The organism is Actinomycetota bacterium (assembly GCA_030774015.1).
In the GTDB taxonomy this organism is placed as follows: domain Bacteria; phylum Actinomycetota; class UBA4738; order UBA4738; family JACQTL01; genus JALYLZ01.
The window spans coordinates 19063-41687 of the sequence record JALYLZ010000130.1 but is presented as its reverse complement, the minus strand read 5'-3'; the positions used below and the strand labels follow the sequence as shown (position 1 = coordinate 41687).

21 protein-coding genes, 4 tRNA genes and 1 pseudogene are annotated in these 22625 nt (G+C 70.4%); 7 read left to right on the top strand and 19 right to left on the bottom strand.

Annotation, left to right across the window (positions count from 1 at the left end; all coding sequences use genetic code 11):
- Window positions 1–5: 5 nt before the first annotated feature.
- Complete coding sequence (locus M3Q23_12990) at window positions 6–869, bottom strand: site-specific DNA-methyltransferase (protein ID MDP9342975.1); 864 nt, start codon at window positions 867–869, stop codon at window positions 6–8.
- Window positions 870–1251: 382 nt separating this feature from the next.
- A tRNA-Val gene (locus tag M3Q23_12985) sits at window positions 1252–1323 on the bottom strand.
- A 290-nt stretch (window positions 1324–1613) separates the two neighbouring features.
- Between M3Q23_12985 and M3Q23_12980 the strand changes: the two genes are divergently transcribed.
- From M3Q23_12980 to M3Q23_12965, 4 genes are all read left to right on the top strand, one after another.
- Entirely contained in the window at window positions 1614–1928 is a 315-nt protein-coding gene (locus tag M3Q23_12980; protein MDP9342974.1) for an STAS domain-containing protein, read from the top strand.
- A gap of 39 nt (window positions 1929–1967) precedes the next feature.
- On the top strand, window positions 1968–2465 hold the full coding sequence (locus M3Q23_12975) for a YbaK/EbsC family protein (protein ID MDP9342973.1): 498 nt from the start codon (window positions 1968–1970) through the stop codon (window positions 2463–2465).
- Window positions 2466–2575: 110 nt separating this feature from the next.
- Window positions 2576–3706: a hypothetical protein gene (locus M3Q23_12970; GenBank protein MDP9342972.1), complete on the top strand. Its 1131-nt coding sequence runs from the start codon at window positions 2576–2578 to the stop codon at window positions 3704–3706.
- 364 nt (window positions 3707–4070) lie between these two features.
- Complete coding sequence (locus tag M3Q23_12965; protein ID MDP9342971.1) at window positions 4071–4652, top strand: hypothetical protein; 582 nt, start codon at window positions 4071–4073, stop codon at window positions 4650–4652.
- A 39-nt stretch (window positions 4653–4691) separates the two neighbouring features.
- Here M3Q23_12965 and M3Q23_12960 read toward each other — a convergent pair whose 3' ends face one another.
- From M3Q23_12960 to M3Q23_12950, 3 genes are all read right to left on the bottom strand, one after another.
- Entirely contained in the window at window positions 4692–5756 is a 1065-nt protein-coding gene (locus M3Q23_12960; protein MDP9342970.1) for a cobalamin-independent methionine synthase II family protein, read from the bottom strand.
- A gap of 76 nt (window positions 5757–5832) precedes the next feature.
- A tRNA-Val gene (locus tag M3Q23_12955) sits at window positions 5833–5904 on the bottom strand.
- A gap of 50 nt (window positions 5905–5954) precedes the next feature.
- Window positions 5955–6025 (bottom strand) — tRNA-Cys (locus tag M3Q23_12950).
- Between the two features lie 118 nt (window positions 6026–6143).
- On the opposite strand from M3Q23_12950, the gene M3Q23_12945 reads away from it, so the two are divergent.
- Window positions 6144–6800 (top strand): NAD(P)H-dependent oxidoreductase, encoded by a 657-nt coding sequence (locus tag M3Q23_12945; GenBank protein MDP9342969.1) that lies wholly within the window; start codon window positions 6144–6146, stop codon window positions 6798–6800.
- Window positions 6801–6802: 2 nt separating this feature from the next.
- Window positions 6803–7546: a DUF1275 domain-containing protein gene (locus M3Q23_12940; GenBank protein MDP9342968.1), complete on the top strand. Its 744-nt coding sequence runs from the start codon at window positions 6803–6805 to the stop codon at window positions 7544–7546.
- 26 nt (window positions 7547–7572) lie between these two features.
- Here M3Q23_12940 and M3Q23_12935 read toward each other — a convergent pair.
- The 6 genes from M3Q23_12935 to M3Q23_12910 all read right to left on the bottom strand — a co-directional run bounded on the left by M3Q23_12935 (window position 7573) and on the right by M3Q23_12910 (window position 12458).
- A tRNA-Gly gene (locus tag M3Q23_12935) sits at window positions 7573–7648 on the bottom strand.
- An 84-nt stretch (window positions 7649–7732) separates the two neighbouring features.
- Window positions 7733–8176 (bottom strand): dUTP diphosphatase, encoded by a 444-nt coding sequence (gene dut / locus M3Q23_12930; protein MDP9342967.1) that lies wholly within the window; start codon window positions 8174–8176, stop codon window positions 7733–7735.
- Window positions 8173–8538: a VOC family protein gene (locus M3Q23_12925; GenBank protein ID MDP9342966.1), complete on the bottom strand. Its 366-nt coding sequence runs from the start codon at window positions 8536–8538 to the stop codon at window positions 8173–8175. Before M3Q23_12925 ends, dut begins: the two co-directional genes overlap by 4 nt.
- A gap of 67 nt (window positions 8539–8605) precedes the next feature.
- Complete coding sequence (locus M3Q23_12920) at window positions 8606–11377, bottom strand: vitamin B12-dependent ribonucleotide reductase (protein MDP9342965.1); 2772 nt, start codon at window positions 11375–11377, stop codon at window positions 8606–8608.
- Between the two features lie 179 nt (window positions 11378–11556).
- Window positions 11557–12027 carry a transcriptional regulator NrdR gene (nrdR, locus tag M3Q23_12915; protein ID MDP9342964.1) on the bottom strand — a complete coding sequence of 157 codons (471 nt, stop codon included), beginning with the start codon at window positions 12025–12027 and terminating at the stop codon, window positions 11557–11559.
- A 125-nt stretch (window positions 12028–12152) separates the two neighbouring features.
- Window positions 12153–12458, bottom strand: a complete 306-nt coding sequence (locus tag M3Q23_12910) for a LysM peptidoglycan-binding domain-containing protein (GenBank protein MDP9342963.1) — start codon at window positions 12456–12458, stop codon at window positions 12153–12155.
- A gap of 113 nt (window positions 12459–12571) precedes the next feature.
- Between M3Q23_12910 and lexA the strand changes: the two genes are divergently transcribed.
- The gene (gene lexA, locus M3Q23_12905; protein ID MDP9342962.1) at window positions 12572–13249 is read left to right on the top strand and encodes a transcriptional repressor LexA; all 678 of its coding nucleotides are present in this window, start codon (window positions 12572–12574) and stop codon (window positions 13247–13249) included.
- A 44-nt stretch (window positions 13250–13293) separates the two neighbouring features.
- Here the strand turns inward: lexA and M3Q23_12900 are convergent, their stop codons facing one another.
- The 8 genes and pseudogenes from M3Q23_12900 to rny all read right to left on the bottom strand — a co-directional run bounded on the left by M3Q23_12900 (window position 13294) and on the right by rny (window position 22504).
- Window positions 13294–14394 carry a restriction endonuclease gene (locus M3Q23_12900; protein ID MDP9342961.1) on the bottom strand — a complete coding sequence of 367 codons (1101 nt, stop codon included), beginning with the start codon at window positions 14392–14394 and terminating at the stop codon, window positions 13294–13296.
- A gap of 421 nt (window positions 14395–14815) precedes the next feature.
- Window positions 14816–15859, bottom strand: a pseudogene (gene hflX, locus M3Q23_12895) (GTPase HflX).
- A gap of 213 nt (window positions 15860–16072) precedes the next feature.
- Complete coding sequence (locus M3Q23_12890) at window positions 16073–17230, bottom strand: LL-diaminopimelate aminotransferase (protein MDP9342960.1); 1158 nt, start codon at window positions 17228–17230, stop codon at window positions 16073–16075.
- A complete protein-coding gene (dapF, locus tag M3Q23_12885; GenBank protein ID MDP9342959.1) occupies window positions 17227–18225 on the bottom strand; it encodes a diaminopimelate epimerase in 999 nt (332 codons plus the stop codon). The genes M3Q23_12890 and dapF overlap by 4 nt, the downstream gene beginning before the upstream one ends.
- Window positions 18218–19132: a tRNA (adenosine(37)-N6)-dimethylallyltransferase MiaA gene (gene miaA, locus M3Q23_12880; protein MDP9342958.1), complete on the bottom strand. Its 915-nt coding sequence runs from the start codon at window positions 19130–19132 to the stop codon at window positions 18218–18220. The genes dapF and miaA overlap by 8 nt, the downstream gene beginning before the upstream one ends.
- The gene (gene miaB, locus M3Q23_12875) at window positions 19129–20436 is read right to left on the bottom strand and encodes a tRNA (N6-isopentenyl adenosine(37)-C2)-methylthiotransferase MiaB (protein ID MDP9342957.1); all 1308 of its coding nucleotides are present in this window, start codon (window positions 20434–20436) and stop codon (window positions 19129–19131) included. The genes miaA and miaB overlap by 4 nt, the downstream gene beginning before the upstream one ends.
- Window positions 20437–20555: 119 nt before the next feature.
- Window positions 20556–20717, bottom strand: coding sequence for a hypothetical protein (locus M3Q23_12870; protein ID MDP9342956.1), 162 nt, complete (start codon window positions 20715–20717; stop codon window positions 20556–20558).
- Window positions 20718–20974: 257 nt separating this feature from the next.
- Window positions 20975–22504 carry a ribonuclease Y gene (gene rny / locus M3Q23_12865; GenBank protein MDP9342955.1) on the bottom strand — a complete coding sequence of 510 codons (1530 nt, stop codon included), beginning with the start codon at window positions 22502–22504 and terminating at the stop codon, window positions 20975–20977.
- Window positions 22505–22625 lie beyond the last annotated feature (121 nt).

The following is a 22625-nucleotide window of genomic DNA, read 5'->3' as shown; positions in this document are numbered from 1 at the left end:
GGGACCTATCGTCCGGTGGTGAGCCGGTCGGCCAGAACGGAGGTGTAGTGTTCGTCCATCTCGGTGACGACCCAGCGCCGACCGAGGAGTTCAGCGGCGATCGCCGTTGTGCACGTCCCGGCGAAAGGGTCGAACACGATCTGGCCCGGCTCCGTGAGCAGGTTGATGAAGAACCGCGGCAGGGCGATCGGGAACCGGGCCGGATGGCTCGAAGGGTTCGGCCCGAACTCCGGCTCCATGAGCAGCAGCGTGGAAGGACGCACCATGTCCGGCCCGGCCTGGACCCGCTTGCGCCCATGGCCGGATGGCTCGTCCACGCGCTCGTAGTTGTGGGCGAGTCGCTTCCGCCGCTCCCGGTCCTTCGCGTCCCACCGGGCGGGCGACAGGCAGTGCTCCGGGAAGAACTGCCACTCCGGGGTCTTGGCGAACTGGAAGCAGTACTCCACGGCGTCCTTGAGGTACCGGTGGAAACGCCCGGGCGGGGGCGACGGCTTCCCCCACACGAAGTCCTCGGCGAACAGGAACCCCTGTTCCCGCAGCCACAGCACGATCTCGTACTGAAGGGTCCCGCGCTCGGAGCCGTGGCGCTTCGAGCGGTAGTTGAGGACGAAGGACCCGTGGGGCTTGAGCACCCGGAACACCTCGGCGGTCACCTTGAGGAACGTATCCTCGTACCAGGCCCGCTCGTACCGTTCGCCGTCTCGGTACTTCCCCTGGCGGTCGTATGGCGGCGAGGTGACCACGAGGTCGAGCGATTCCGCCGGAATCACGCGGAGGGTGTCGAGGCAGCCTCCGACCACCAACGCCCCGAGGTCCGTCCGCAGGGCGGCCAGGTCCCCGAGGTCGTCTGGGGAGAAGTCGGTCGCCACGGGCCGCAACTTACACCCGGGTGATTCCCGGTTCAAAGACCGCGGCAGAGACAACGGGGCAGCGCGTGGCGGGAGCGGGAACAGCCGCGGCGAGGGGCCGTCGGCCATGGTGCACCTCCTGGACTCACGGGGCCGCGCCAGGGCGCGGAGGAGGAGGCCGAAAGAGTCTGGCAGGTGGCAGTGACAAGAACGAAGATGGTGCGCTCGGACGTGCGGAGTTCGGCCGCCACTCCGGGACGGTCAGCAGGCGCTCGTCCAGCTAGTGTTGCGTGGTCGCCTCCGTGCTTCCAGGTGCAACACCGCTACCGCTTTGCTACCCCTTCGGCCTTGGTCGCCGGCCGGGCGGGAACCGAGACCGGCCCTGACCTGCTGGTTCCTCGGGTGGGCGCGGCTGGGATTGAACCAGCGACCTCTCGCGTGTGAGGCGAGCGCTCTCCCGCTGAGCTACGCGCCCGGGACCAAGACTTATACCACCGCCCGGGGGCGGCGGGTCCGGCCCTGGAGGCAGAAAACAGACGGCGGCGCGTGCCCGCGTCGCGCCGCCGTCCTGGCCCGAGCCTTGCGGCCCGGACTTCTTGGTGCCCCGGAGTATACGTCCCGAACAAGGGGTTGGTAAGTCTCTTTCTTCGGGCCACATTTTGGCCCACACGGCCTCCGTCCGGGGCGCAAGATCCGGACAGACCGGGAAGAAACCCCTTGTCAACGGACCCCCCCTGTCATACCTTCCGCGCCGAGGGGGACGGGGTGGAGCTGCGGGTCTCGCGGACCAGGGAACCGAGGGGACTGCGCCTGTCCGGCGAGGTCGACGTCTCCAACGCCCACCAGCTCCGACGGGCGCTCTCGGCCGAGGTGCCTCGCGGCGGCGACCTGACGCTCGACCTGGCGGAGGTGGCGTTCCTCGACAGCACCGGGCTCGAGCAGCTGATCCGTGCGGCCCGAGACCTGGAGGGCAACGGCCGGCTGATCCTGGTCTCCCCCCAGGAACCCATCCGGCGGCTGTTCGAGCTGGTCCTGCTGGACCGCCGGTCGAACGTCGAGATCCGGAACGGCCGGGCCTGAGTCCCAGTCGGGTCCGAGGTCGCCGGTACGCTGGGCCCGATGGACGGGAACGTCGACACGCCGGCCCTGCGCGCGCTCGAGGGCTCGGGCCTTCGGTACCGCGTCGTGCGGACGGAGCGACCCAACAGCGTGGAGGAGAGCGCCGGGCTCCAGGGCATCGAGGTCGGTCAGCTGCTCCGGACCATCGTGGTCCGGAGGGGTGCCGACGACTACGTCTTCGTGCTGGTCCCGGGAGGTCGCCAGATCGACTGGCCGAAGCTGCGAGCCCATCTCGGGGTGAACCGGCTCTCGCTGCCCGACCAGGAAGAGGCCCGCGCTGCCACCGGCTACGAGCGTGGGGCGATCACCCCGTTCGGCTCGACCCGGGCCTGGCCGGTGCTGGCCGACGCCACCGTGGCGGGCATGGACACGGTGGCAATCGGCGGTGGTGGCCGCGGGATCAACCTCCACCTGGCCGCCGCTGACCTCCTGGCCCACCTCCGCGCCGACGTGGCCGATGTCACCCGGCCGGCCACCTCGGAGACCGGCGCGAGCTGACCAAACCCGCCAGGCCGACCAAGAAGGTTTGCCTCTCATCGCCAGCGGGAAGCCCTGGGGCGCCTTCGCCCGTAGTCCATACGTAGCGCCGGACCAGAGGAAGGTCGGTCATGAAGCGGGCTTCACGGATCCTCATGGCGTCGTGCATCTCGGTAGTCGTCGTGCTCGTGGGTGCGGGCTCAGCCCTCGGCACCACCTCGGGCATCTGGACCATCGTCGCGAGCCCCAACGTGGGCAACGACATCAACGAGCTGGAGTCGGTGGCGGCGCTCTCGTCCACGGACGCCTGGGCGGCGGGGTTCTTCCGCTCGGGCAACGTGTACCAGACCCTGACCCAGCACTGGAACGGGACCGAGTGGTCCATCGTCTCGAGCCCCAACGCCGGCTCGACGGGTAGCTTCCTCCTGGGCGTGGACGCGATCGCCTCGAACGACGTGTGGGCGGTCGGCCGAACCTCGAAACCCCTCACCGAGCACTGGAACGGCACCAGCTGGAGCGTCGTCTCGAGCCCCGTGCCGGCCGGCTCCGCCTCCTCCACCCTGAACGCGGTGTCCGCGGCGTCGACGGCGAGCGTGTGGGCGGTGGGGTCCTCGCAGGACGCCAACTTCAACACCAAGACCCTCATCGAGCGGTGGAACGGCCGGCGGTGGAAGATCGTCTCGAGCCCCAGCCCCGACCCGTACGAGAACAGGCTGCTGGGGGTGGCGGCGGTCTCGGCCACCGACGTGTGGGCGGTCGGGGCCTCTGGCCAGGAGGACCAGGTCCTGGTCGAGCACTGGGACGGCACCACGTGGTCCGTCGTGCCCACTCCCAGCGCGGGGACCGGCGACAACATCCTGTACGCCGTGACGGCGGTGGCCGCGAACGACGTGTGGGCTGTCGGCGCGCAGGCCGAGGGGACCCGGACCCTGACCGAGCACTGGAACGGGACGGCCTGGTCCATCGTGGCCAGCCCGAACCCGGACTCGGGATCGGGCAACGACCTCCTGGTCGCCGTGTCGGCGGTGTCCAGCACCGACGTGTGGGCCGCCGGGTTCTCCACGAACGGGAAGACCCTCACCGAGCAGTGGAACGGGTCGCTGTGGAAGACCGTGGTCAGTCCGAACCCGTCGCTGTACAGGAACGCGCTGTTCGGCGTGGCCGCGTTGTCGAGCAAGACCGTGTGGGCCGTCGGGGGCTCGGCCCGACCCCCGGGCGCCGGCCAGGACCAGACGCTCGTCCTTCAGACCACCAAGGGCTAGGAGGCGCGGGCTCGCACCGGGAGCGCGCCGGTCTTGACGCGGCCGGTGGCCGGTGGCCGGTGTCAGCGTCGGTGTGGCCCAGATCCCGAGGAGGAGTACCGGTGCGCGTCCTCCGTTCCGCAGCCGTCTGCGTGGCCGCGACGGCCCTGATCCAGATCGGGATCGCCCGGCCTGCATGGGCGAGCTTTCCCGGCGGGGACGGCCGCCTCGCGTTCGAGACCGGCCGGGACGAGTTCGGACATCTGGAGCATCAAGCCAGGCGGCTCGGACAAGAAGCGCCTCACCTCGAGCCCGGCGGAGGCCCGAAGCGGCGCCGAGCTGACGCGGCTCACCAACCACCCCGCACGTCAGCGAGGTGGACCCGGTGTGGTCGCCCGACGCGGAAGTCCCCCTGAACGGCCACCGCATCCTGTTCTCGACGGGCCACGGGGACCCCTACACGATCAACGCCGAAGACGGTTCGGACCGCACCAGGATCACCTTCAGGCAGAAGGCCGACTTCCAGCCCGACTGGAGCGTCAACACGGGGCGGTTTCCCAGGGGCCGGATCGTGTTCGTCAGCATGCGAACCGGGAACGGCGACCTGTACGTCATGCAGCCGAACGGCACGGGTCTGAAGCGGCTAACGTTCAGCCCGGCGCTCGACTCCTCGCCCAGCTGGGACCCCGACGGAAAGACGATCGCGTTCGTCAGCAACCGGGACGGCGACAACGAGATCTTCGTGATCGACGCCGACGGGACCGGCCTGAAGGAGCTCACGGACAACGCGGTCAATGACGAGGGACCGGCCTGGTCGCCCGCGGGCGACCGGATCGGGTTCATGAGCAACCGGGACCAGCCGTCGTTCGAGATCTACACGATGAGGGACGACGGGGCGGACGTGCGCCGTATCACCCACGACGACTTCGTGGACGGCTTCCCGGCCTGGCAGCCGATCGCGGGCTGAGCGCGGTCTCGTTTCCGGGACGGCCGGAACCGACCGGCCTCAGGCCCCGAGCTCGGAGGAAGCCATCTCGGTCCCCTCGACCCTCGCCCGGATCTTCGCGAACGCGGTGTCCCGGGCGGTGGAGACGTCGTCGCCGAACGGCGAGAAGCCGCAGTCGTCGCACGTGCCCAGCTGGTCGAGCGGGATGAACTTGGCGGCCTCCAGGACCCGGTCCCGGACCTCCTCGGCCGTCTCCACCCGGGGGTCGATGGGGTCGATAACCCCGATGAACACCCGCCGGCCGGCGCCGAGGTGGTGGCGGATGATCTCGAGGACCCTGGGCCGGTCCGCCTCGCTGGCCATCTGGACGTAGAAGTTCCCCACGCTCATGTCGAACAGGGCAGGGAGCAGCTCCGCGTAGTCCACGTCCGCGCTGTGCGTGGAGTCCTGGTCCCCGCCCGGACATGTGTGGACGCCGATCCGCGCCCGCTCCTGGTCCGAGAACCGGTCCAGCACGCGGTTGTTGACGTCGACGAACGACCGCAGCAACCCCTTGGAGGGGTCCAGCTTCACCGACAGCCTGCCCTCCGTGAAGTCGATCTGGACATCGTGGGCGCCGCCATCCAGGCAGGTACGTATGTCGGCCTCGGCCTCGTTCACCAGGTCGTCCAGGAACGCAGCCTGCGGATAACCGTCGATCCCGTCCGGCGGGTACATCAGGCTGATCGCCGAGGCCGAGATCACGGCCTGCTTCACCGGCCGGCTCGCGTGCCGCTTCGCCTCCTCCAGGTACGTTTCCGCGCGGGTGCGATACCGGAACGGGCCCGAGGTCAGCCGAGGGAGCTGCCGGGTGTGGCCATCGGCGAACGGGATGACCACCCCGTCCGGAGCCAGGTTCTCCAGCCCGTCGACGGGGTAGGTGGCGAAGCTGGGCTTGGTCTGCTCGCCGTCGGTGATCACCGGCGAGCCGGTCTCCTCGAACCGCCGGATGGTGTCGGCCACCGCCTGGCGCCGGAGGGCCTCGAGCTCATCCTGCGAGACCCGACCCTCGGCGAATCCGCCCATCGCGTCGATCAGCTCGGGCGGGCGAGGGATGCTCCCGATGGGTTCCGTGGGCATGGACATGCCGCGTACTCTGCCCGCCCACCCGACACCGAGTCAAGGACGCTTCGCAGACGAGCTCGTCTACAGTCGATTTCGGTGGGCGGTGGAGGATTTGAACCTCCGACCTCTTCCGTGTCAGGGAAGCGCTCTCCCCCTGAGCTAACCGCCCGAGCTTCAGCCATTGTAGAGAGCCCGGACCGGTCCGGTTCTCCTGGTTCGAGGCGGGGAGCGGAATTGAACCGCTGTGCGGGGTTTTGCAGACCCCTGCCTAACCACTCGGCCACCCCGCCCGGAGTCGAGGCCGGGCGCCCCGGCCCCCACGAGCACCCCAGTCTACGGATGTGCCCGAACCGCTGTCACGAACACGCCACAGTCCTCATGCGTTGCTGGGGCTACGATCGGCGAGCGATGAAGAGCAAGCTGATCATCGTCGGCCTCGGGGGCTCGATGGCGAAGGTCTCGAGGAGCCGGGCGGCCTTGGTCTCAGCGCTGGAGGGAGCCGCGAGGGCCGGCGCCGAGACGGAGCTTCTCGACATCCGAGAGCTCGACCTGCCGATGTACAACCCGGATGACGACCGGCCGGCCGAGGCCACCGCGAGGCTGATCGAGTCGTGCCATGCCGCGGACGGGATGCTCTGGAGCAGTCCGATGTATCAGGGGACGATCTCGGGCGCGCTCAAGAACGCCCTCGACTGGCTGCACCTGCTGCGCGATCGGGATTCGCCATTCCTCCACGACAAGGTGATCGGGTTGATCAGCGCCGCGGGCGGCATGCAGGGGCTTCAGGCCATCAACACGATGGAGTTCGCGGTCCGAGCGCTCCGGGGGTGGGCCGTGCCGTACGTCGTCCCGGTCGCGGCGGCGGCACGCGTCTTCGACGCGGATGGCCGGATCCGGGACCAGGCAGTCGGGCTCCAGCTCAACACCCTCGGAGAGGAGGTCGTTCGCGTCGCCGAGAAGTTCGCGTCCGACCATTCCCTTCACCGTGAGGCCGAATGCGCGCGGGCGGCCGAACGGGTCGCCTCCACCGCGGGGACCCCGCCGGGTGTGCCTCCTGCGTCGTGACCATGAGACGGCCACTCGAGGACGTTTGGCGGACGATCGTGCCGCCGGCCGAGGACCCCCACGGTCCTCTTTCGCCCCTCCTGCTGGGTCTCACGGTGGTGACGGGCCTGGTCGACGCATTCAGCTACCTCGTGCTCGGGCACGTGTTCGTGGCCAACATGACGGGGAACGTCGTCTTTCTGGGGTTCGCGCTTGCCGGCGCGGGAGGCTTCTCCATCCCGGCTTCGCTGTCCGCGCTCGGAGCATTCGGCCTCGGCGCGCTCGCCGGGGGGCGGCTGGGCATGTATCACCAGGCTCATCGAGGACACCTGCTCAGCATGGCGAGCACTGTTGAAGCCTTCCTGGTAGCCGGCTCGGTGGCAATCGCCGTGACCGCCAGCAACCCCGGGTCATCTGGGACCCGCTACGTCCTCATCGTCCTTCTCGGCCTGGCCATGGGCATGCAGAACGCCGTGGCTCGCAAGCTCGCGGTTCCCGACCTCACCACGACCGTATTGACCCTCACGATCACCGGCATCGTCGCCGACGGGAGGCTGGCCGGCGGAGCCGGGTCCAAGGCCGGTCGGCGGCTGCTTTCGGTGCTCGCCATGTTCGTGGGCGGCGTGGCGGGTGCCCTCCTCGTCCTGCGAGTGAGTCGAGTGCTCGGCATCGCCGTGGCGTTGGCCATGCTGTGCCTGGCCGCAGCGACCGCAGCAGCGGTGTCTCGAACGGACAGGGACTGGATCCACCCACACCCGCCGGCCTGATCTTCCATCGCCCGCGGGCTTTTGCCTGGAGCGGACGACGGGATTCGAACCCGCGACCCCCACCTTGGCAAGGTGGTGCTCTACCAACTGAGCCACGTCCGCGTGTGGTCCGAGTGTAGGCCCTGCCCCCCGGGGCCATCAACCAGCCTTGGGCCTAGGCCCATGGTCCGGCACTCCCCGCGAGCTTCAGCTCCCGGACGAGCCGAACCCGCCCTCTCCACGCTCGGAGGCCGGCAGCTCCTCCACCCACTCCGGGGCCACGAACGGGACCGCCACCACCACCAGTTGGGCGATGCGGTCGCCGCGGCGGATCTGCACGGCCTGCTCGCGGTCCAGGTTCACCACGGCACAGGTGACCTCGCCCCGGTAGCCGGCGTCGATGAGGCCGGGCGCGTTGGCCAGGGTCAGGCCCTGCCGCGAGGCCAGCCCGGACCTCGGCAGGACCAGCCCGGCGTGCCCTTCGGGGATGGCCACCGCGAGCCCGGTGGGCACCATGGCCCGCTCCCCCGGCCCCACCTCGACGTCCACCGCAGAGGCCAGGTCCAGCCCGGCGTCTCCGTGGTGCGCGTACGACGGCAGCACCGCCGCGGGATCGAGCCGGCGAACCGGTAGCGGGGCGTCCCGGGTCACGCCTTCCGCTCCATCAGCTCGAGCCGATTCCCGAACGGATCGAACGTGTGGAACCGCCGGAAGCCGCCGAAGCCGGGTGCGTCGACGATCTCGGCACCGGCAGTTGTCAGCCGCTCCCGGACCGTGTCGAGGCCGTCCACCAGCAGGGCCGGGTGGGCCTTTCGGGCCGGCCGGAACGGGTCCTCCACGCCGAGGTGCAGCTCCACCGATCCCTGTCGGAACCAGCATCCGCCCCGATCGGCCAGCACGTCCGGCTTCTCCACCCGTTCCAGGCCCAGGACGCCCGAGTAGAAGGCCTCCGCCCGGGCCTCTTCGCCTGCGGGCATGGCCACCTGGACATGATGAAGGGCCACGAACTCCATGACCCCGGAGCATAGGCGAAGGCCGGGGACGAGCCCCGGCCCTCGGAGTTCCTTCCGGCTCCCTACGCTACGAGCAGCCGCTGGTGGAGCCGCAGCTGCCGCACACATAGCACGACCCCGCGGGCTGCATCTTCGAGCCGCAGGAGTAGCACAGCGGCGCGTCCACCACCCGGTACTGGGTGGGCTGCTTCGCGGACAGCTCGACGGGCTGGGGGCTCGGTGCGACGGACTCGCTCGGTGCGATGGGCTCACTCGGGATGGCGGGCTCGCTCGGCTCCGCCGGCCCGTACGCCGCCCCATTCGCGGCCTCCTTGCGCTCGGCGATGCTCTTGATCCCGAGCGCCTCACGCTTCTCCGGGGGCAGGTACTCGAGGGCCAGCCGCCGGAAGATGTAATCCATCAGCGAGCTGGCGAACCGGATGTCCTTGTCGTTCGTGATCCCGCTCGGCTCGAACCGGGTGTTGATGAACTTGGACACGAAGTCCTCGAGCGGCACCCCGTACTGGAGGCCCACCGAGACCGCGATCGAGAACGCGTCCATCAGGCCGGACAGCGTCGAGCCCTGCTTGGACACCTTCAGGAAGATCTCGCCGATGCCGTCGTCCGGGTACAGGCCGGCCGTGATGTAGCCCTCCGCGTCACCCACCTGGAACGAGAAGGTCTGGGCCGGCCGGGCCGCCGGGAGGCGCTTCTTCTGGGACCACGGGATGGTGGCCGGGGCCTGCTCGACCGCCGGGACCTTCCTTTCCGCCGACAGCGGCTGCCCCACCTTGCAGTTGTTCCGGTAGATCGCCACCGCCTTCAGCCCGAACTTCCAGCCCTCCACGAACAGCTGCTCGACCTCCTCGACCGTGGCCTCTTCCGGCATGTTCACGGTCTTGGAGATGGCACCGGAGATGAACGGCTGCACCGCGGCCATCATCCGGACGTGTCCCATGTAGTGGATGGCCTGGGCCCCCATCGACGTGTCGAACACCGGGTAGTGCTCCTCGCGCAGGTGCGGCGCGCCCGCCACCGAGTTGTGCTCGGAGATGTACTCCACGATGTCCTTGCCCTGCTCGTCGGTGTAGCCGAGCCGCCCCAGGGCCCGAGGCACCGTCTGGTTCACGATGCGCATGGTCCCGCCGCCGACCAGCTTCTTGGTCTTGACCAGGGCCAGGTCCGGCTCGATGCCGGTGGTGTCGCAGTCCATCATCAGCCCGATCGTGCCGGTGGGAGCCAGCACGCTGGCCTGGGCGTTGCGGTATCCGTGCTGCTCGCCGAGGGCCACGGCCTCGTCCCACGCGCTCTTGGCCGCGGTCAGGACGCCCTCCGGAACGAGCTCCGGGTCGATGTCGTCCGCCGCGGCGCGGTGCTTGCGCATGACCCGCAGCATCGCGTCGCGGTTCGGGGCGTAGCCCGCGAACGGCCCGGTGTGCTCGGCGATGCGAGCGCTGGTCGCGTAGGCGTGCCCGGTCATGAGCGCCGTGATCGCGCCCGCCCAGGCCCGTCCCGCGTCGGAGTCGTACGGCAGCCCCCGCGCCATCAGCAGCGCGCCGAGGTTCGCGTACCCCAGGCCGAGCTGCCGGAACGCCCGCGCGTTGCGCTCGATCTTCTCGGTCGGGTAATCGGAGTTCCCGACCACGATCTCCTGGGCGGTGAACACGACCTCCACCGCGTGGCGGAACGCGGGGATGTCGAAGTTGCCGTCGTCGTCCAGGAACTTCATCAGGTTGAGCGAGGCCAGGTTGCACGCCGAGTTGTCGAGGTGCATGTACTCGCTGCACGGGTTCGACGCGTTGATGCGCCCCGTGGCCGGGCAGGTGTGCCACTCGTTGATGGTGGTGTCGTACTGCATCCCGGGGTCGGCGCACTCCCAGGCGGCCTGGGCGACGTCCTTCATCAGGCCCCGGGCCCGGACCGTCTCGACGGCCTCACCGGTGATGACGGCCTTGAGCTTCCAGTCCCGGTCATCCTGGTAGGCCTGCATGAACTCGTCGGTCACCCGGACCGAGTTGTTCGCGTTCTGGTACTGGATCGAGTAGGCGTCCTTGCCGTCCAGGTCCATGTCGAACCCGGCGGCTTCCAGGGCCCGGGCCTTGCGCTCCTCGACCGCCTTGCACCAGATGAAGTCGCGGACGTCCGGGTGGTCCACGTTCAGCACGACCATCTTGGCGGCCCGGCGGGTCTTGCCGCCCGACTTGATGGTGCCGGCCGAGGCGTCGGCCCCCCGCATGAAGCTGACGGGCCCGCTGGCCGTTCCCCCGCCCGCCAGCGACTCCTTCGACGACCGCAGCCTCGACAGGTTGATCCCGGAGCCGGAGCCGCCCTTGAAGATGGTCCCCTCCTCCACGTACCAGTTGAGGATGGAGCTCATCGTGTCGTCGACCGCGAGGATGAAGCAGGCGCTGCACTGCTGCGGCGTGTCGGGGACACCCACGTTGAACCACACCGGCGAGTTGAACGCGGCCTTCTGCGTCACCATGAGGTGGGACAGCTCGTCCGAGAACACCTTCGCGTCCTGGTCCGTGGAGAAGTAGCCGTCCTTGGTGCCCCAGCCGGTGATGGTGTCGACGACGCGGCTCACCAGCTGGCGGACGCTCGACTCCCGCTGGGGGGTGCCGAGCGGTCCCCGGAAGTACTTCTGGGCCACGATGTTGGTGGCGTTCTGGGACCAGCCCTTCGGGAACTCCACCTCCCGCTGCTCGAAGGCGTTGCCGCCCTCCTTGTAGTTGGGGATGACGGCGTCCCGGACCTCCCACTCGACCTGGTCGAAGGGATGGACGGCATCTGAGGTGAAGTACCGCTTGAAGGTCAGGCCCCGGGTCTCCGGCCGGACCTCCCGCTCTCTGGTCGCCAACGCTGGCCCCCTTTCTGCCGCGAGGGGAAGGTTACACGGGTGAAGTTACAACGGCGAAATTCTGCTCCCGCCGGCCGATCGTGTCAAGTCGCGATCCCCTCAATGTTCCCAAAATCTAGGGGTACGTGAGGCCTCGGACCACAACATGTTGGGGTACGGGCCCGGATCGAAGGGCGCGGTCAGCGCTTCTTGGCGGGCTCGCGCTTCTGGAGCATCAGGCCGAGCTCGCGCTCGAAGTCGGTCAGCTGCTGGAAGTCCTTGTACACGCTGGCGAAGCGCATGGAGGCGACCTGGTCGAGCTTCCGGAGCTGCGTGAGGACCTCGAGGCCGATCTCCTGGGTGGTCACCTGGGGACCCTTGCGGCGGAGGCGTTGCTCGACCCGGCCCGCCAGGTCCAGGACCTGGTCCTCGGTGACGGGACGGTTCTTGATGGCCTGGAGGATGCCGCCCACCAGCTTGTCGCGCTCGTAGGGCTCCTTGGAGCCGTCGCGCTTGATGACGGTCAGCCCGACCTCCTCGATCCGCTCGAAGGTGGAGTAGCGGCGGCCGCACGAGCGGCACTCCCGGCGCCGGCGGATCGCCGTGCCACGCTCGGCCGACCGGGAGTCCACCACGCGGTCCTCGTCGCGCCCGCACCACGGGCAGCGCATCAGCTCGTTCCCTCCCCCACTACCAGATGTAGTGGAACCCAACATGCAGTGTCCCACATGTGGGGGGTCGACCATGGGAACCGATGGCCCCTTTCCCCGGTCGCCCCTGGGAGGGGACGCCGGAGCTACGGCAGGGGGACGCGGAGCGTCTGGCCGGGGAGGATGGGGCCAGCGAGGTGGTTGGCGGACACGATCCCGTCCACCAGGGGCCGAGGATCGGCGCCCTGCCCGCCGAAGCGGACCGCGATCGACCACAGCGTGTCGCCGGAGCGGACCACGTAGGTCCGCACCTGATGCGGTGAGTCCTGCTGGTGCAAGGCACGCGGGTGCGAGCCGCTGGCGAGGGCCGCGTTCGCGGCCAGCCCGACGGACAGGACCACCGAGGCAGCCAGCGCCATCACTCGCCCCCATCGAACACGCGTTCGGGTCATGCTGGTACCCTATCGAACGCTCGTTCGATGTCAAGGGAACAAGGGAAGATCGAACACATGTTTGATTCGGTGCGGAGGCCATGCTAGCGTCCGCCGCGGAGGAGGGATCGACCATGGACGAACTGACGGGCAGGCAGCGCCGGATCCTCGAGTTCATCCGTACGGCGGTTCGCGACCGCGGCTACCCCCCCACCGTCCGGGAGATCGGGGAGGCGGTGGGCCTCACCTCGTCGTCGAGCGTGCACAGCCAGCTGGCCAACCTGGAGCGGAAGGGGTTGCTGCGAAAGGACGCCACCAAGCCTCGGGCCATGGCCCTGGTGCCGGTGCCGCCAGCGGTCCCGGTTTCGGGCTCAGGCTCGGGCTCAGGCTCGGTGCAGGAGGCTCCGGGCGAGGTGCAGCACGACCCCGGGGTCCAGGTTCCCCTGGTGGGGCGGATCGCGGCGGGCACTCCCCTGCTGGCCACCGAGAACATCGAGGACTACCTCTCGGTTCCCTCCGGGTTCGCCGGACCAGGAGAGCTCTTCGCGCTTCGGGTGGAGGGCCAGTCCATGGTCGGTGCCGGGATCCTGGACGGGGACGTGGTGGTGGTGCGCCGGCAGGACGACGCGTCCGACCGCGACATCGTGGCGGCGCTGCTGCCGGGGCTGGCGGAGGACGAGGCCACGGTGAAGCGCCTGTCCCGAAGCAGGGGAAAGCCCATGCTGGTTCCCGAGAACCCCGCCATGGAGCCCTTCGAGCTGGGCGAGGGGCGGATCGTCGGAAAGGTCGTTACGGTCCTGCGCCGCGTGTAGCGCTCCACGACCCGCGCTGTGCCGTCTGAAGGTCTCGTCCGCCCTCAGCCGGAGGGATCGGGAGCCAGACGGGGACCCCTCCCGCCCGCGCTCATGATGTGGCCGAGGTGCTTCATGGCGATCCTGCTCGTCGACTCCGAGACGTCCTCCTCGTGCGCGTCCACCGCCACCACCCGGTCGCCGTCCCGGCTTCGGACCAGGGCCAGGAAGAACGGCATGTAGACCACCCCACCGGGCGAGAGGTCGAAGAACGTGACCGGCAGGGGGATGCCGAGCGCGCGGAGCGCTTCCTCCTGCCGCTCCCGGTCCTCCGGCGTGGACGCCTCGGACAGGCTCCGGGCGATCTCCTCGATGTTCCGGACGATGGCCAGATCGGGCACGCGAGGATGAACCAGCGTCCCGCCGGACGCCGACACCACGCGGGGCTCGCCGTCCCACTGCGCCACCAGGCTTCCCTCCAGCCCGTCGTACACGTTCCAGTACTCCCGGGCCCGGAGGTGGGCTCGCTGGAACCGTTCCTTCTCCTCGCGGGTGTGCCTGGTCCGGATGCGATGAAACGGCAGCCAGAACGGGCGAATCCACTGGACTGCCTCCCGGCCGATGCCGAGCGCTCCCCGGGACGCACGGCGGATCAGCTGCGCCGCCGCCTCCTGGCTCATGTTCACCGGTAGGCCCACGGCGTCGCCCTCGGGCTGGGCCGACTCGACCCGGGGCAGCGCTCCCAGGCGCTCCTCGATCTCGTCCGGTCCCCACAGGCCCACCCCCAGCCGGCCGGCCTGCGCCTCCACGTCGAAGCGCCACCCCTTCGTGCTCACCACGATGACCTTGCTCATGCCGGTGTCGACCATGGCCAGGTGCGCCCCGGCCACCACGTTGTCGTCGATGGGAACGTTCGCGCCCGAGCACTGGACCATCAGCCGGTACGACGTGACGTCGTCGGATCGCTCCGCCAGCACGTCGATGTCGTGGCGGGCCCCGGAGCGGCCTCGCATCGAGACGCCCCGGGTGACCCGGTACCCGTGGCGGGCGAGATAGTCCGCCAGGGCGCTGGCCAGCTGCCGGTCTCCCTCGTCGCGCTCGTCCATCTCGCTCTCCGGCCGCTGTCGCGGCGGCTCGGGCACGTTCGCCGGTCGGGCTTCCGGCACCTGTGCCTCATCGCCTGGTGGTCCGGGAATTGTATTGGTGTCGCTCTCCGGCGCAACGCTCATCCGCGAAACTGACTGCCGCCGGCCGGGCGAGGTTCCGGCCCGGGCCATCAGCGGGCCTGCCGCCACGGCGGCGCCGAGCCGGGGGTTTCCTCTACCGGCTTCGGACCCGGCGGCGGACGGGATGGGTCACGAAGTCCCGGACGGCGGCGAGCTCACGCTCCCCCACCCGGGCGTGGACCACCGTCCCGGTGGTGTCCGGCTCCGAGGACAGCACCTCGGCGTCCCGGTACAGGCGGGCGATGAGGTCCTCACGTCCCGGCGGAATGAGCAGCGTCACCTCCAGGGGCGGCTGGGGCAGCGCGGTCGCCACCGCCTCCCGGAGCGGTTCCAGCCCCTCGCCGCTCGCCGCCGAGATCTGCACCGCCTCGGGGAACCGGCGAGCCAGCCGGGCTCGGTCCACCTCGTCCAGCAGGTCGATCTTGTTGAGGGCCATCACCTCGGGGATGTCTCCCGCCCCGATCTCGGCGAGGACCTCGCGGACCGACCCGGCTTGCTGATCCAGCTCCCGGGCGGAAGCGTCGGCCACGTGCAGGATGAGCGACGCAACCGTGACCTCCTCCAGGGTGGAACGGAACGCGTCGACCAGGTCGTGCGGGAGCTTGCCGACGAAGCCCACGGTGTCCGAGATGGTCGCCCTGCGCCCTCCAGGCAGCGTCAGGCGGCGCGTGGTGGGATCGAGCGTGGCGAACAGCTGGTCGGCCACCAGCACGTCCGCCTCGGTCAGGGCGTTCATGAGGGTGGACTTGCCGGCGTTGGTGTAGCCGGCGATGGCGACCTGCGGAATTCCCGAGCCCTCCCGCCGGGAGCGCTTGAGCCGCCTGGTCCGTTCGAGGTCCTTGGCCTCGCGCCGCAGCCTGGCGATCCGCCGGCGGATGTGCTGGCGGTCCACCTCCAGCTTGGTCTCGCCGGGGCCGCGCGTCCCGATCCCGCCGCCCAGCCGGGACATGGCCTCGCCCCACCCACGCAGCCTGGGCAGCAGGTAGTTGAGCTGCGCCAGCTCCACCTGCGCCTTGCCCTCCCGGGAACGCGCGTGCAGCGCGAAGATGTCGAGGATCAGCGAGGTCCGGTCGATCACCTTGGTCCCCAGACGCTCCTCCAGGTTCCGGAGCTGCCCGGGCGAGAGCTCGTCGTCCAGGATCACGGCCTCCGCGCCGCCCCGGTGCACCGCGTCGTGGATCTCCTGGATCTTGCCCTTCCCCACGAACGTGGCGGGGTCGGGCTCGCTGCGGCTCTGGACGATCCTGGCCACCGGCTCTGCGCCGGCCGTCTCGGCCAGCGCCGCCAGCTCGTCCAGGGACTCCTCGCTGACACCCGGGCCCGCGCCCACCAGCACCGCGCGCTCGCGGACGCGAGGCCGCCAGGTCGCGGAGAGCGGCGATTCGGAGACCCTGCGCTCAGGCATGGTCCGCCTGGCCGGCCGGGAGACTCGGTGAAATGACCCCAGAAAGGAAGAGACGCCGGGAGAGGATCCCGGGAAGCGCCCCTCTCCCCGGAGTTGAGTCCGGCGTCTCTTTCGAGACGTTTGGTACCCACAGGTGGGGGGCTGAAACAGCCCAAATCGAAAGAATGCGGCGCGACGGCGCGGCCGGCGCCGCGGAGCCGTTGGATCCGGCCGTCACCGGGCCACGGCCTCCGCGATCCGGTCCATGGCCACGGCCAGCTGGTCGTCGGGAACGGTGAGCGAGAACCGCACGTACCCTTCCCCCCCGGCCCCGTACCCCCGCCCCGGCGCCACCACCACGCCCGCCCGGTCCAGCAGGTGGTCGGCGAACTCCGCGGACGTCTGGCCCTGCGGCGTGGGAGCCCACACGTAGATCGACCCGAGGGGCGGCTCGAGGTCCCATCCCAGCCTGTTCAGGGTCCCCACCACCGCGTCGCGCCGCTTCTGGTACAGCGACCGCAGCGAGTCCAGGTGGTCCATCGGCCCGCTCAGCGCGGCGATGGCCGCCCGCTGCACCGCGTTCCAGATCCCCGAGTCGAGGTTCGTCTTCAGCGTGGCCAGGGCACGGATGGGTTCGGCGCCCCCGACGCAGAAACCCACCCGCCACCCGGTCATGTTGAAGCCCTTGGACAGCGAGTGGAACTCCAGGGTGACGTCGCGGGCTCCCGGGACCTGGAGGACCGAGGGCGCCACGAACCCGTCGAAGGTGATCTCCGAGTAGGCGGCGTCGTGGGCCAGCAACAGGTCGTGGTCCCGGGCGAACGCCACGGCCTCCTCGAACGTCGACAGGTCGGCCACCGCGGCGGTGGGATTGGACGGGAAGTTCAGCCACAGCAGCTTGGTCCTCTCCGAAACCCGGGCCCGCGAGAAGTCCGGCCGGAATCCCCGCTCCGCGAGAAGCGGAAGGGACACCGGTGTCCCACCGGCGAGCATGGTGGCGGTCTCGTACACCGGGTAGCCGGGGTCGGGCACCAGGGCCTCGTCCCCGGGATCGACGAACGCGATCGGCAGGTGCGCCAGCCCTTCCTTCGACCCGATGAGCGGGAGCACCTCGGTGCCCGGATCGAGCTCCACGCCGAACCGGCCCCGGAACCATACGGCGATGGCCGCCCGGAGCTCCGGCATCCCGTAGTAGGACGGGTAGCGGTGCGTGGACGGGTCGAGGGCCGCCTCCCGCGCCGCCTCCACCACGTGGGCCGGGGTCGGAGAGTCGGGGTCGCCCACGCCCAGCGAGATGATGTCCGCGCCGGCGGCCCGCTTCTCGGCCACCTTCCGGTCGAGCTCCGCGAACAGGTACGGCGGGAGGTTCTCCACCCGCCGGGCGATCCTCACGATGAGGCCTCCCGCGCGGCGCTCCACGCCGCCAGGAGCCCGTCCACCTCGACCTGGCCCTCGTACACCCGGACCGCCGGCCCGGTCATGATCACCGGTCCGTCCGGCAGCCACTCGACCTCCACGGCGCCGCCCGGGAAGTGGACCTTCCCGCGGCGAGCGGTGATGCCGGCCAGGTGCGAGGCCACCAGGGAGGCACAGGCGCCCGTCCCGCAGGCCATGGTCTCGCCGACGCCCCGCTCCCAGACCCGGACGCGGATCCCGTCCGGCGTGGGGGCCACGAACTCGACGTTGGTCCGGTTGGGAAACCGCGGGTCGTGCTCCAGGACCGGGCCGATGCGGGCGACGTCGAGCCCTCGCGGATCGCGGTCCACGAACAGGACCAGGTGGGGGTTGCCCATCGACACCGCCGACGCGGTGAACGCCCCGCCCTCCCACTCGAATGGCTGCCCCAGGAACGTGTCCTCGGGCGACCCCGCCATGGGGATCTCCTGGAGCGAGAACGCCGGCGGCCCCATGTCCACGGTCACGGAACGGACCTCGCCCTCGTGCACGTCCAGGACGATGTGCTTCAGGCCTCCGCGGGTCGCGACGTCGAGCTCGGCCTTCTTCGTGAGCCCCCGCTCGTACGCGAGCTTCCCCAGGCACCGGATGCCGTTCCCGCACATCTCGGCCGGCCCGCCGTCCGCGTTGTGGTAGTCCATGAAGAAGTCCGCCCGGCCGGCCTGGTCGTCCAGCCCGGCCCGGGCCGCCCCCCGGCCGGCGGTGACCCGGATGAGCCCGTCGGCGCCCACCCCGAAGTGCCGGTCGCACAGCGCGGCGATCAGCTGGGGGGACAGGCGGATGTGGTCGTCGGGGTCCTCCACCATGACGAAGTCGTTGCCCGTGCCGTGGTACTTGGCGAACGACCGGACGGTGGGGACGTCCGGGTCCACCCGCGAACCGAGGTCGCCCGGCATCGCCTCCACATCCACGTCCACGTGCAGGTCACCCATCGCCGTAGTGCTCCAGGAGATCGTCGACGACCGCCTTCGCCCCCTCCGGGCCCACCGGGAACCACCGGATCCGGGGATCGCGCCGGAACCACGCCATCTGCCGCCTGGCCAGCGCTCGCGTTCGCTTCACCGTGCTGGCGACGGCGTCCTCCAGGCTGATCCGGCCGGCCAGGTGGTGGACCATCTCAGCGTACCCGATGGCCTGGCTGGCGGTGAGGGATGGACCCAGCCCGTCCGCCACCAGCGCCCGGACCTCCTCCACGAACCCGGCGGCGACCATGTGCCGGATCCGCCCCTCGATCCGTTCGCGGAGCACGGCCGGGTCCATCCCGATCCCCGCCGCACGGACCCGCCCCGCCGGGAACTCCTCCCAGGCTTCCGCGTAGCTGGAGAACGGGCGACCCGTCACCGCCGCGACCTCCAGGGCCCGCACGGTCCGCCGGACGTTGGCGGGTTCGATCTTGCCCGCCGCGGCCGGGTCGAAGGACCGCAGGCGGTCGTGGAGGGGCCGGGCGCCCACCGCCACGGCCTCGGTCTCGAGCTCCCGCCGGACCTCGGGGTCGGTTCCCGGGAAGTCCAGCCCGTCCACGACGGCCCGGAAGTACAGCCCCGAGCCGCCCACCAGCAGCGGGCGGCGCCCCCGCCGCTCGATGTCGTCCACCGCGGCTCGGGCCAGCTCCTGGAACCGGGCCACCGAGAACGTCTCCCCCGGCTCCGCCACGTCCAACAGGTGGTGGGGAACGCGGGCCCGCTGGGCCGTCGTGGGCTTCGCCGTTCCCACGTCCATCCGCCGGTAGACCAGCATGGAGTCGACCGAGACGATCTCCGCAGCGAGGCGCTCCGCCAGGGCGATCCCGGCCTCGGTCTTCCCCGAAGCGGTGGGGCCGACCAGCGCGAGCAGGGTCACGACCGGGCCGCGGCGGCCGCCGGCTCCCGAACGGGGCGGGCGGTGAGGTGGTGCGGGTGCGCGGCCGTCACCAGGACCTCCAGGAACTCGCCCGGCTCGGCCCGGCCGTCGAAGTGGACGACCTTGTTGGTGCGGGTCCGGCCCTGCGGCCCGCCCTTTCGTCCCTCGCCCTCCACCAGCACCTCGACCGTCTGCCCCACGAGCGCTCGGTTGCGTTGGAGCGAGATCCCCTCCTGGAGCGTCACCAGCCGCTCGAACCGCTCCTGGACCACCTCTTTCGGGACCTGCTCCTCGAAGCCCGCCGCGCGCGTTCCGGCCCGAGGCGAGTACTGGAACGTGTAGGCGGAGTCGAACCGGGCTTCCTCCACCACGCACAGGGTCTGGCGGAAGTCGTCCTCGGTCTCGCCGGGGAACCCCACGATGATGTCCGTGGACATCGCGATGCCCGGGATGGCTGCCCGGATCCGGCGCACCCAGGCGAGGTAGCGGGCCTGACGGTACGACCGGTTCATCAGGTGCAGCACCCGGTCAGAGCCCGACTGGAGCGGGAAGTGGATGTGCTCGCACACCCGCTCGCACTCGGCCATGGCAGCGATGACGTCGTCGGTGAAGTGGGCAGGGTGCGGGCTGGTGAACCGGATGCGCCGGATGCCCTCCACCTCGTTCACGGTGCGCAGCAGATCGGCGAACAGCGGGCGCCGGCTCGATCCGGGAACGGTGATGTCGCGGCCGTACGTGTTCACGTTCTGGCCCAGCAGGGTGACCTCGACGACACCTGCCCGGGCCAGCCCCTGGACCTCCGCCAGGACGTCGCCGAGGGCGCGGGATCGCTGGGCCCCCCGGACCAGCGGCACGATGCAGAACGTGCAGCGGTTGTCGCACCCCACGCTGACCGACACCCAGGCCCGGTGCCGGTCGCCCCGGACCGCCGGGAGGGCGCTGGGGAACACCTCGGTGTACTCCCGGACGTCCATCTGGGGGCCATCCGACCGAGCCCGGTCGAGGAGGTCCATGAGCGACCCCAGGGCGTGCGTCCCGACGACGACGTCCACCCACGGAGCTCGCTCCAGGATGGTGCCCTGGTCCTTCTGGGCCAGGCACCCCGCCACCACGATTCGCATGCCGGGATTCCGGTCCTTGAGCGGCTTCAGGTGTCCCAGCTGGCCGTACAGGCGGTTGTCGGCGTTCTCGCGGACCGCGCAGGTGTTGAACACCACGACCTCCGCGTCGCCGACCTCCTCGGTGGGGACCAGCCCGTCCGCCTGGAGCAGCCCGGCGATCCGCTCGGAGTCGTGCGCGTTCATCTGGCACCCGAAGGTGCGAAGGAGGAAACGGCCGCTCACGTGCCCGAATCTAACAGAGGCGTGAGCGGCCGCTTCGAAAAGGGCCAGCCGGATGGGCTACTCGACCGCGGTGAGCGTGGTCACCCCCACGCGCCGACCCCGGGAAGGGTGTCGGTGGGAGCCCGGTATAGCTCGATCACGAACAGCACGAACCCGGCCATGCCGAGCGCTCCCGCCAGCCGGGTCAGCCAGCCGGACCTCGCCGCCAGCCCCACGATGGCCATCAGGCCGAGCACGATCATGGCGAAGCCGACCGTGCGCCAGAACTGCCCGGTGGTCGTGAAGGTGGTCTGGTACAGCGCCCGGTCGTCCAGCCGGACCCCCCCCGGGTCCCGCCGATCCAGTTCATGAACGCACCGATGATCAGCCCGGCCGCTCCCAGCAGGGTCAGCGCGATGCGCGCCGCCAACCCGGCCGTGCTGTAGGAAGCGGTGGGCACGGCTGCGGGAGCAGGCGCGTATCCCCGGTCCTTGGGCTCCGGACCGGCGGGGCCCGGGGGCTATTTCGCGAACTCGACCGCGCGGGTCTCCCGCACCACGGTGATCTTGATCTGCCCGGGGTACTGGAGCTCCTCCTCGACCTGCTTCGCGATGTCCCTGGCCAGGACCTGGGCGGCCAGGTCGTCCACGGACTCCGGCTTGACCATGACCCGGACCTCCCGCCCGGCCTGCATGGCGAAGGTCTTCTCCACCCCGGAATGGGAGGTGCAGATCTCCTCCAGCCGCTCCAGGCGCTTCACGTAGGTCTCCAGCGACTCCCGGCGCGCTCCCGGACGGCCTCCGGAGATCTGGTCGGCCACCTGGGCCAGCACCGCCTCGATGGTGCGCTGCTCCACCTCGCCGTGATGCGACTCGATAGCGTGGACGACCTCCGGCGGCTCCTTCAGCCGGCGAGCCAGCTCGGCCCCGATCAGCGCGTGCGAGCCCTCGACCTCGTGGGTGACGGCCTTGCCGATGTCGTGCATGAGGGCGCACCGCTTCACCAGTCGCGGATCGACCCCCAGCTCGGCCGCCAGGCCGGCCCCGATGTGCGCCGACTCGACGAGGTGCTTGAGCACGTTCTGGCCGTACGAGGTGCGGTACCGCAGGCGCCCCAGCACCTTCACCATCTCGGGGTGGACGTCGGTGATCCCGACGTCGTCCAGGGCCTCCTCCCCCGCTCGCTTGATGGCCTCCTCCACCTCGCGGGTGGACCGCTCGTACATCTCCTCGATGCGGGCGGGATGGATGCGTCCGTCGGAGACCAGCTTCTCCAGGGTCAGGCGGGCGGTCTCCCGGCGCACGGGGTCGAAGCACGACAGCACCACGGCCTCGGGGGTGTCGTCGATGATCAGGTTCACGCCGGTGAGGGCCTCGAAGGCCCGGATGTTGCGGCCCTCCCGGCCGATGATGCGGCCCTTCATGTCGTCGGACGGCAGGGGGAACACGGAGACGGTGGACTCGGCGGTCTGCTCGGAGGCCACCCGCTGGATGGCGATGGTGACGATCTTCCGGGCCCGCTGCTCGCCCTCTTCCCGGGCCTGCTGCTCGATCTCCCGGATGGTCCCCATGGCCGCGCGCTTGGCATCGGCGACCACCTGGTTGGTGAGGGCCTCGCGGGCCTCCGTGGCCGTCATCCTGGCCACGACCTCGAGCTGGCGGCGCTGCTGTTCGGCGGCCTTCTCCAGCTGCCCCCGGATCCGTTCAAGGTCCTGGTCGCGCTTGCGGAGCTCCTGGTCGCGCCGCTGGATCTCGGCGAGCTTCTGGTCCTGCGCGTCCTCCCGCCGGGTCAAGCGTTCCTCCTGCTGCTTCACCTCCGTGCGGCGCTGGCGGACGTCCTCCTCCGCCTCCCGCCGCATGGCGGCGATCTCTTCCTTTACCTCCTGTAGGGACTGCTGGACCCGGAGCTGGGCCTCGCGCTCGGCGTCCAGGACCAGCTTCTCGGCCCGGGTCTCGGCGGTCTGGACTCTCGAGGACACCAGGTGCTTGCGAGCCAGCACTCCGCCGGCAGCCCCTACGATCAGTGCGATCACTGCAATCAGCCAGGGCATCGTTGCCTCCTAACATGAGAAAGCGCATGGAGGGCGGATGCCTGCTGCTCGGCGGGGGTATGGGTCAGATCAGATCAGGACGCGGGTCCGGGCCCTTCAGGGCTCTCGACACCCCCGCCTC

Excerpts from the sequence above, each read along its gene's own strand:
- M3Q23_12975 (MDP9342973.1), top strand. The coding sequence starts at position 1,968 with ATGGACGGGAACGTCGACACGCCGGCCCTGCGCGCGCTCGAGGGCTCG.
- M3Q23_12970 (MDP9342972.1), top strand. The coding sequence starts at position 2,576 with ATGAAGCGGGCTTCACGGATCCTCATGGCGTCGTGCATCTCGGTAGTC.
- M3Q23_12960 (MDP9342970.1), bottom strand. The coding sequence starts at position 5,756 with ATGTCCATGCCCACGGAACCCATCGGGAGCATCCCTCGCCCGCCCGAG.
- M3Q23_12945 (MDP9342969.1), top strand. The coding sequence starts at position 6,144 with ATGAAGAGCAAGCTGATCATCGTCGGCCTCGGGGGCTCGATGGCGAAG.
- M3Q23_12940 (MDP9342968.1), top strand. The coding sequence starts at position 6,803 with ATGAGACGGCCACTCGAGGACGTTTGGCGGACGATCGTGCCGCCGGCC.
- M3Q23_12925 (MDP9342966.1), bottom strand. The coding sequence starts at position 8,538 with ATGGAGTTCGTGGCCCTTCATCATGTCCAGGTGGCCATGCCCGCAGGC.
- nrdR (MDP9342964.1), bottom strand. The coding sequence starts at position 12,027 with ATGCGCTGCCCGTGGTGCGGGCGCGACGAGGACCGCGTGGTGGACTCC.
- M3Q23_12910 (MDP9342963.1), bottom strand. The coding sequence starts at position 12,458 with ATGACCCGAACGCGTGTTCGATGGGGGCGAGTGATGGCGCTGGCTGCC.
- lexA (MDP9342962.1), top strand. The coding sequence starts at position 12,572 with ATGGACGAACTGACGGGCAGGCAGCGCCGGATCCTCGAGTTCATCCGT.
- dapF (MDP9342959.1), bottom strand. The coding sequence starts at position 18,225 with ATGGGTGACCTGCACGTGGACGTGGATGTGGAGGCGATGCCGGGCGAC.
- miaB (MDP9342957.1), bottom strand. The coding sequence starts at position 20,436 with ATGAACGCGCACGACTCCGAGCGGATCGCCGGGCTGCTCCAGGCGGAC.
- M3Q23_12870 (MDP9342956.1), bottom strand. The coding sequence starts at position 20,717 with ATGATCGTGCTCGGCCTGATGGCCATCGTGGGGCTGGCGGCGAGGTCC.
- rny (MDP9342955.1), bottom strand. The coding sequence starts at position 22,504 with ATGCCCTGGCTGATTGCAGTGATCGCACTGATCGTAGGGGCTGCCGGC.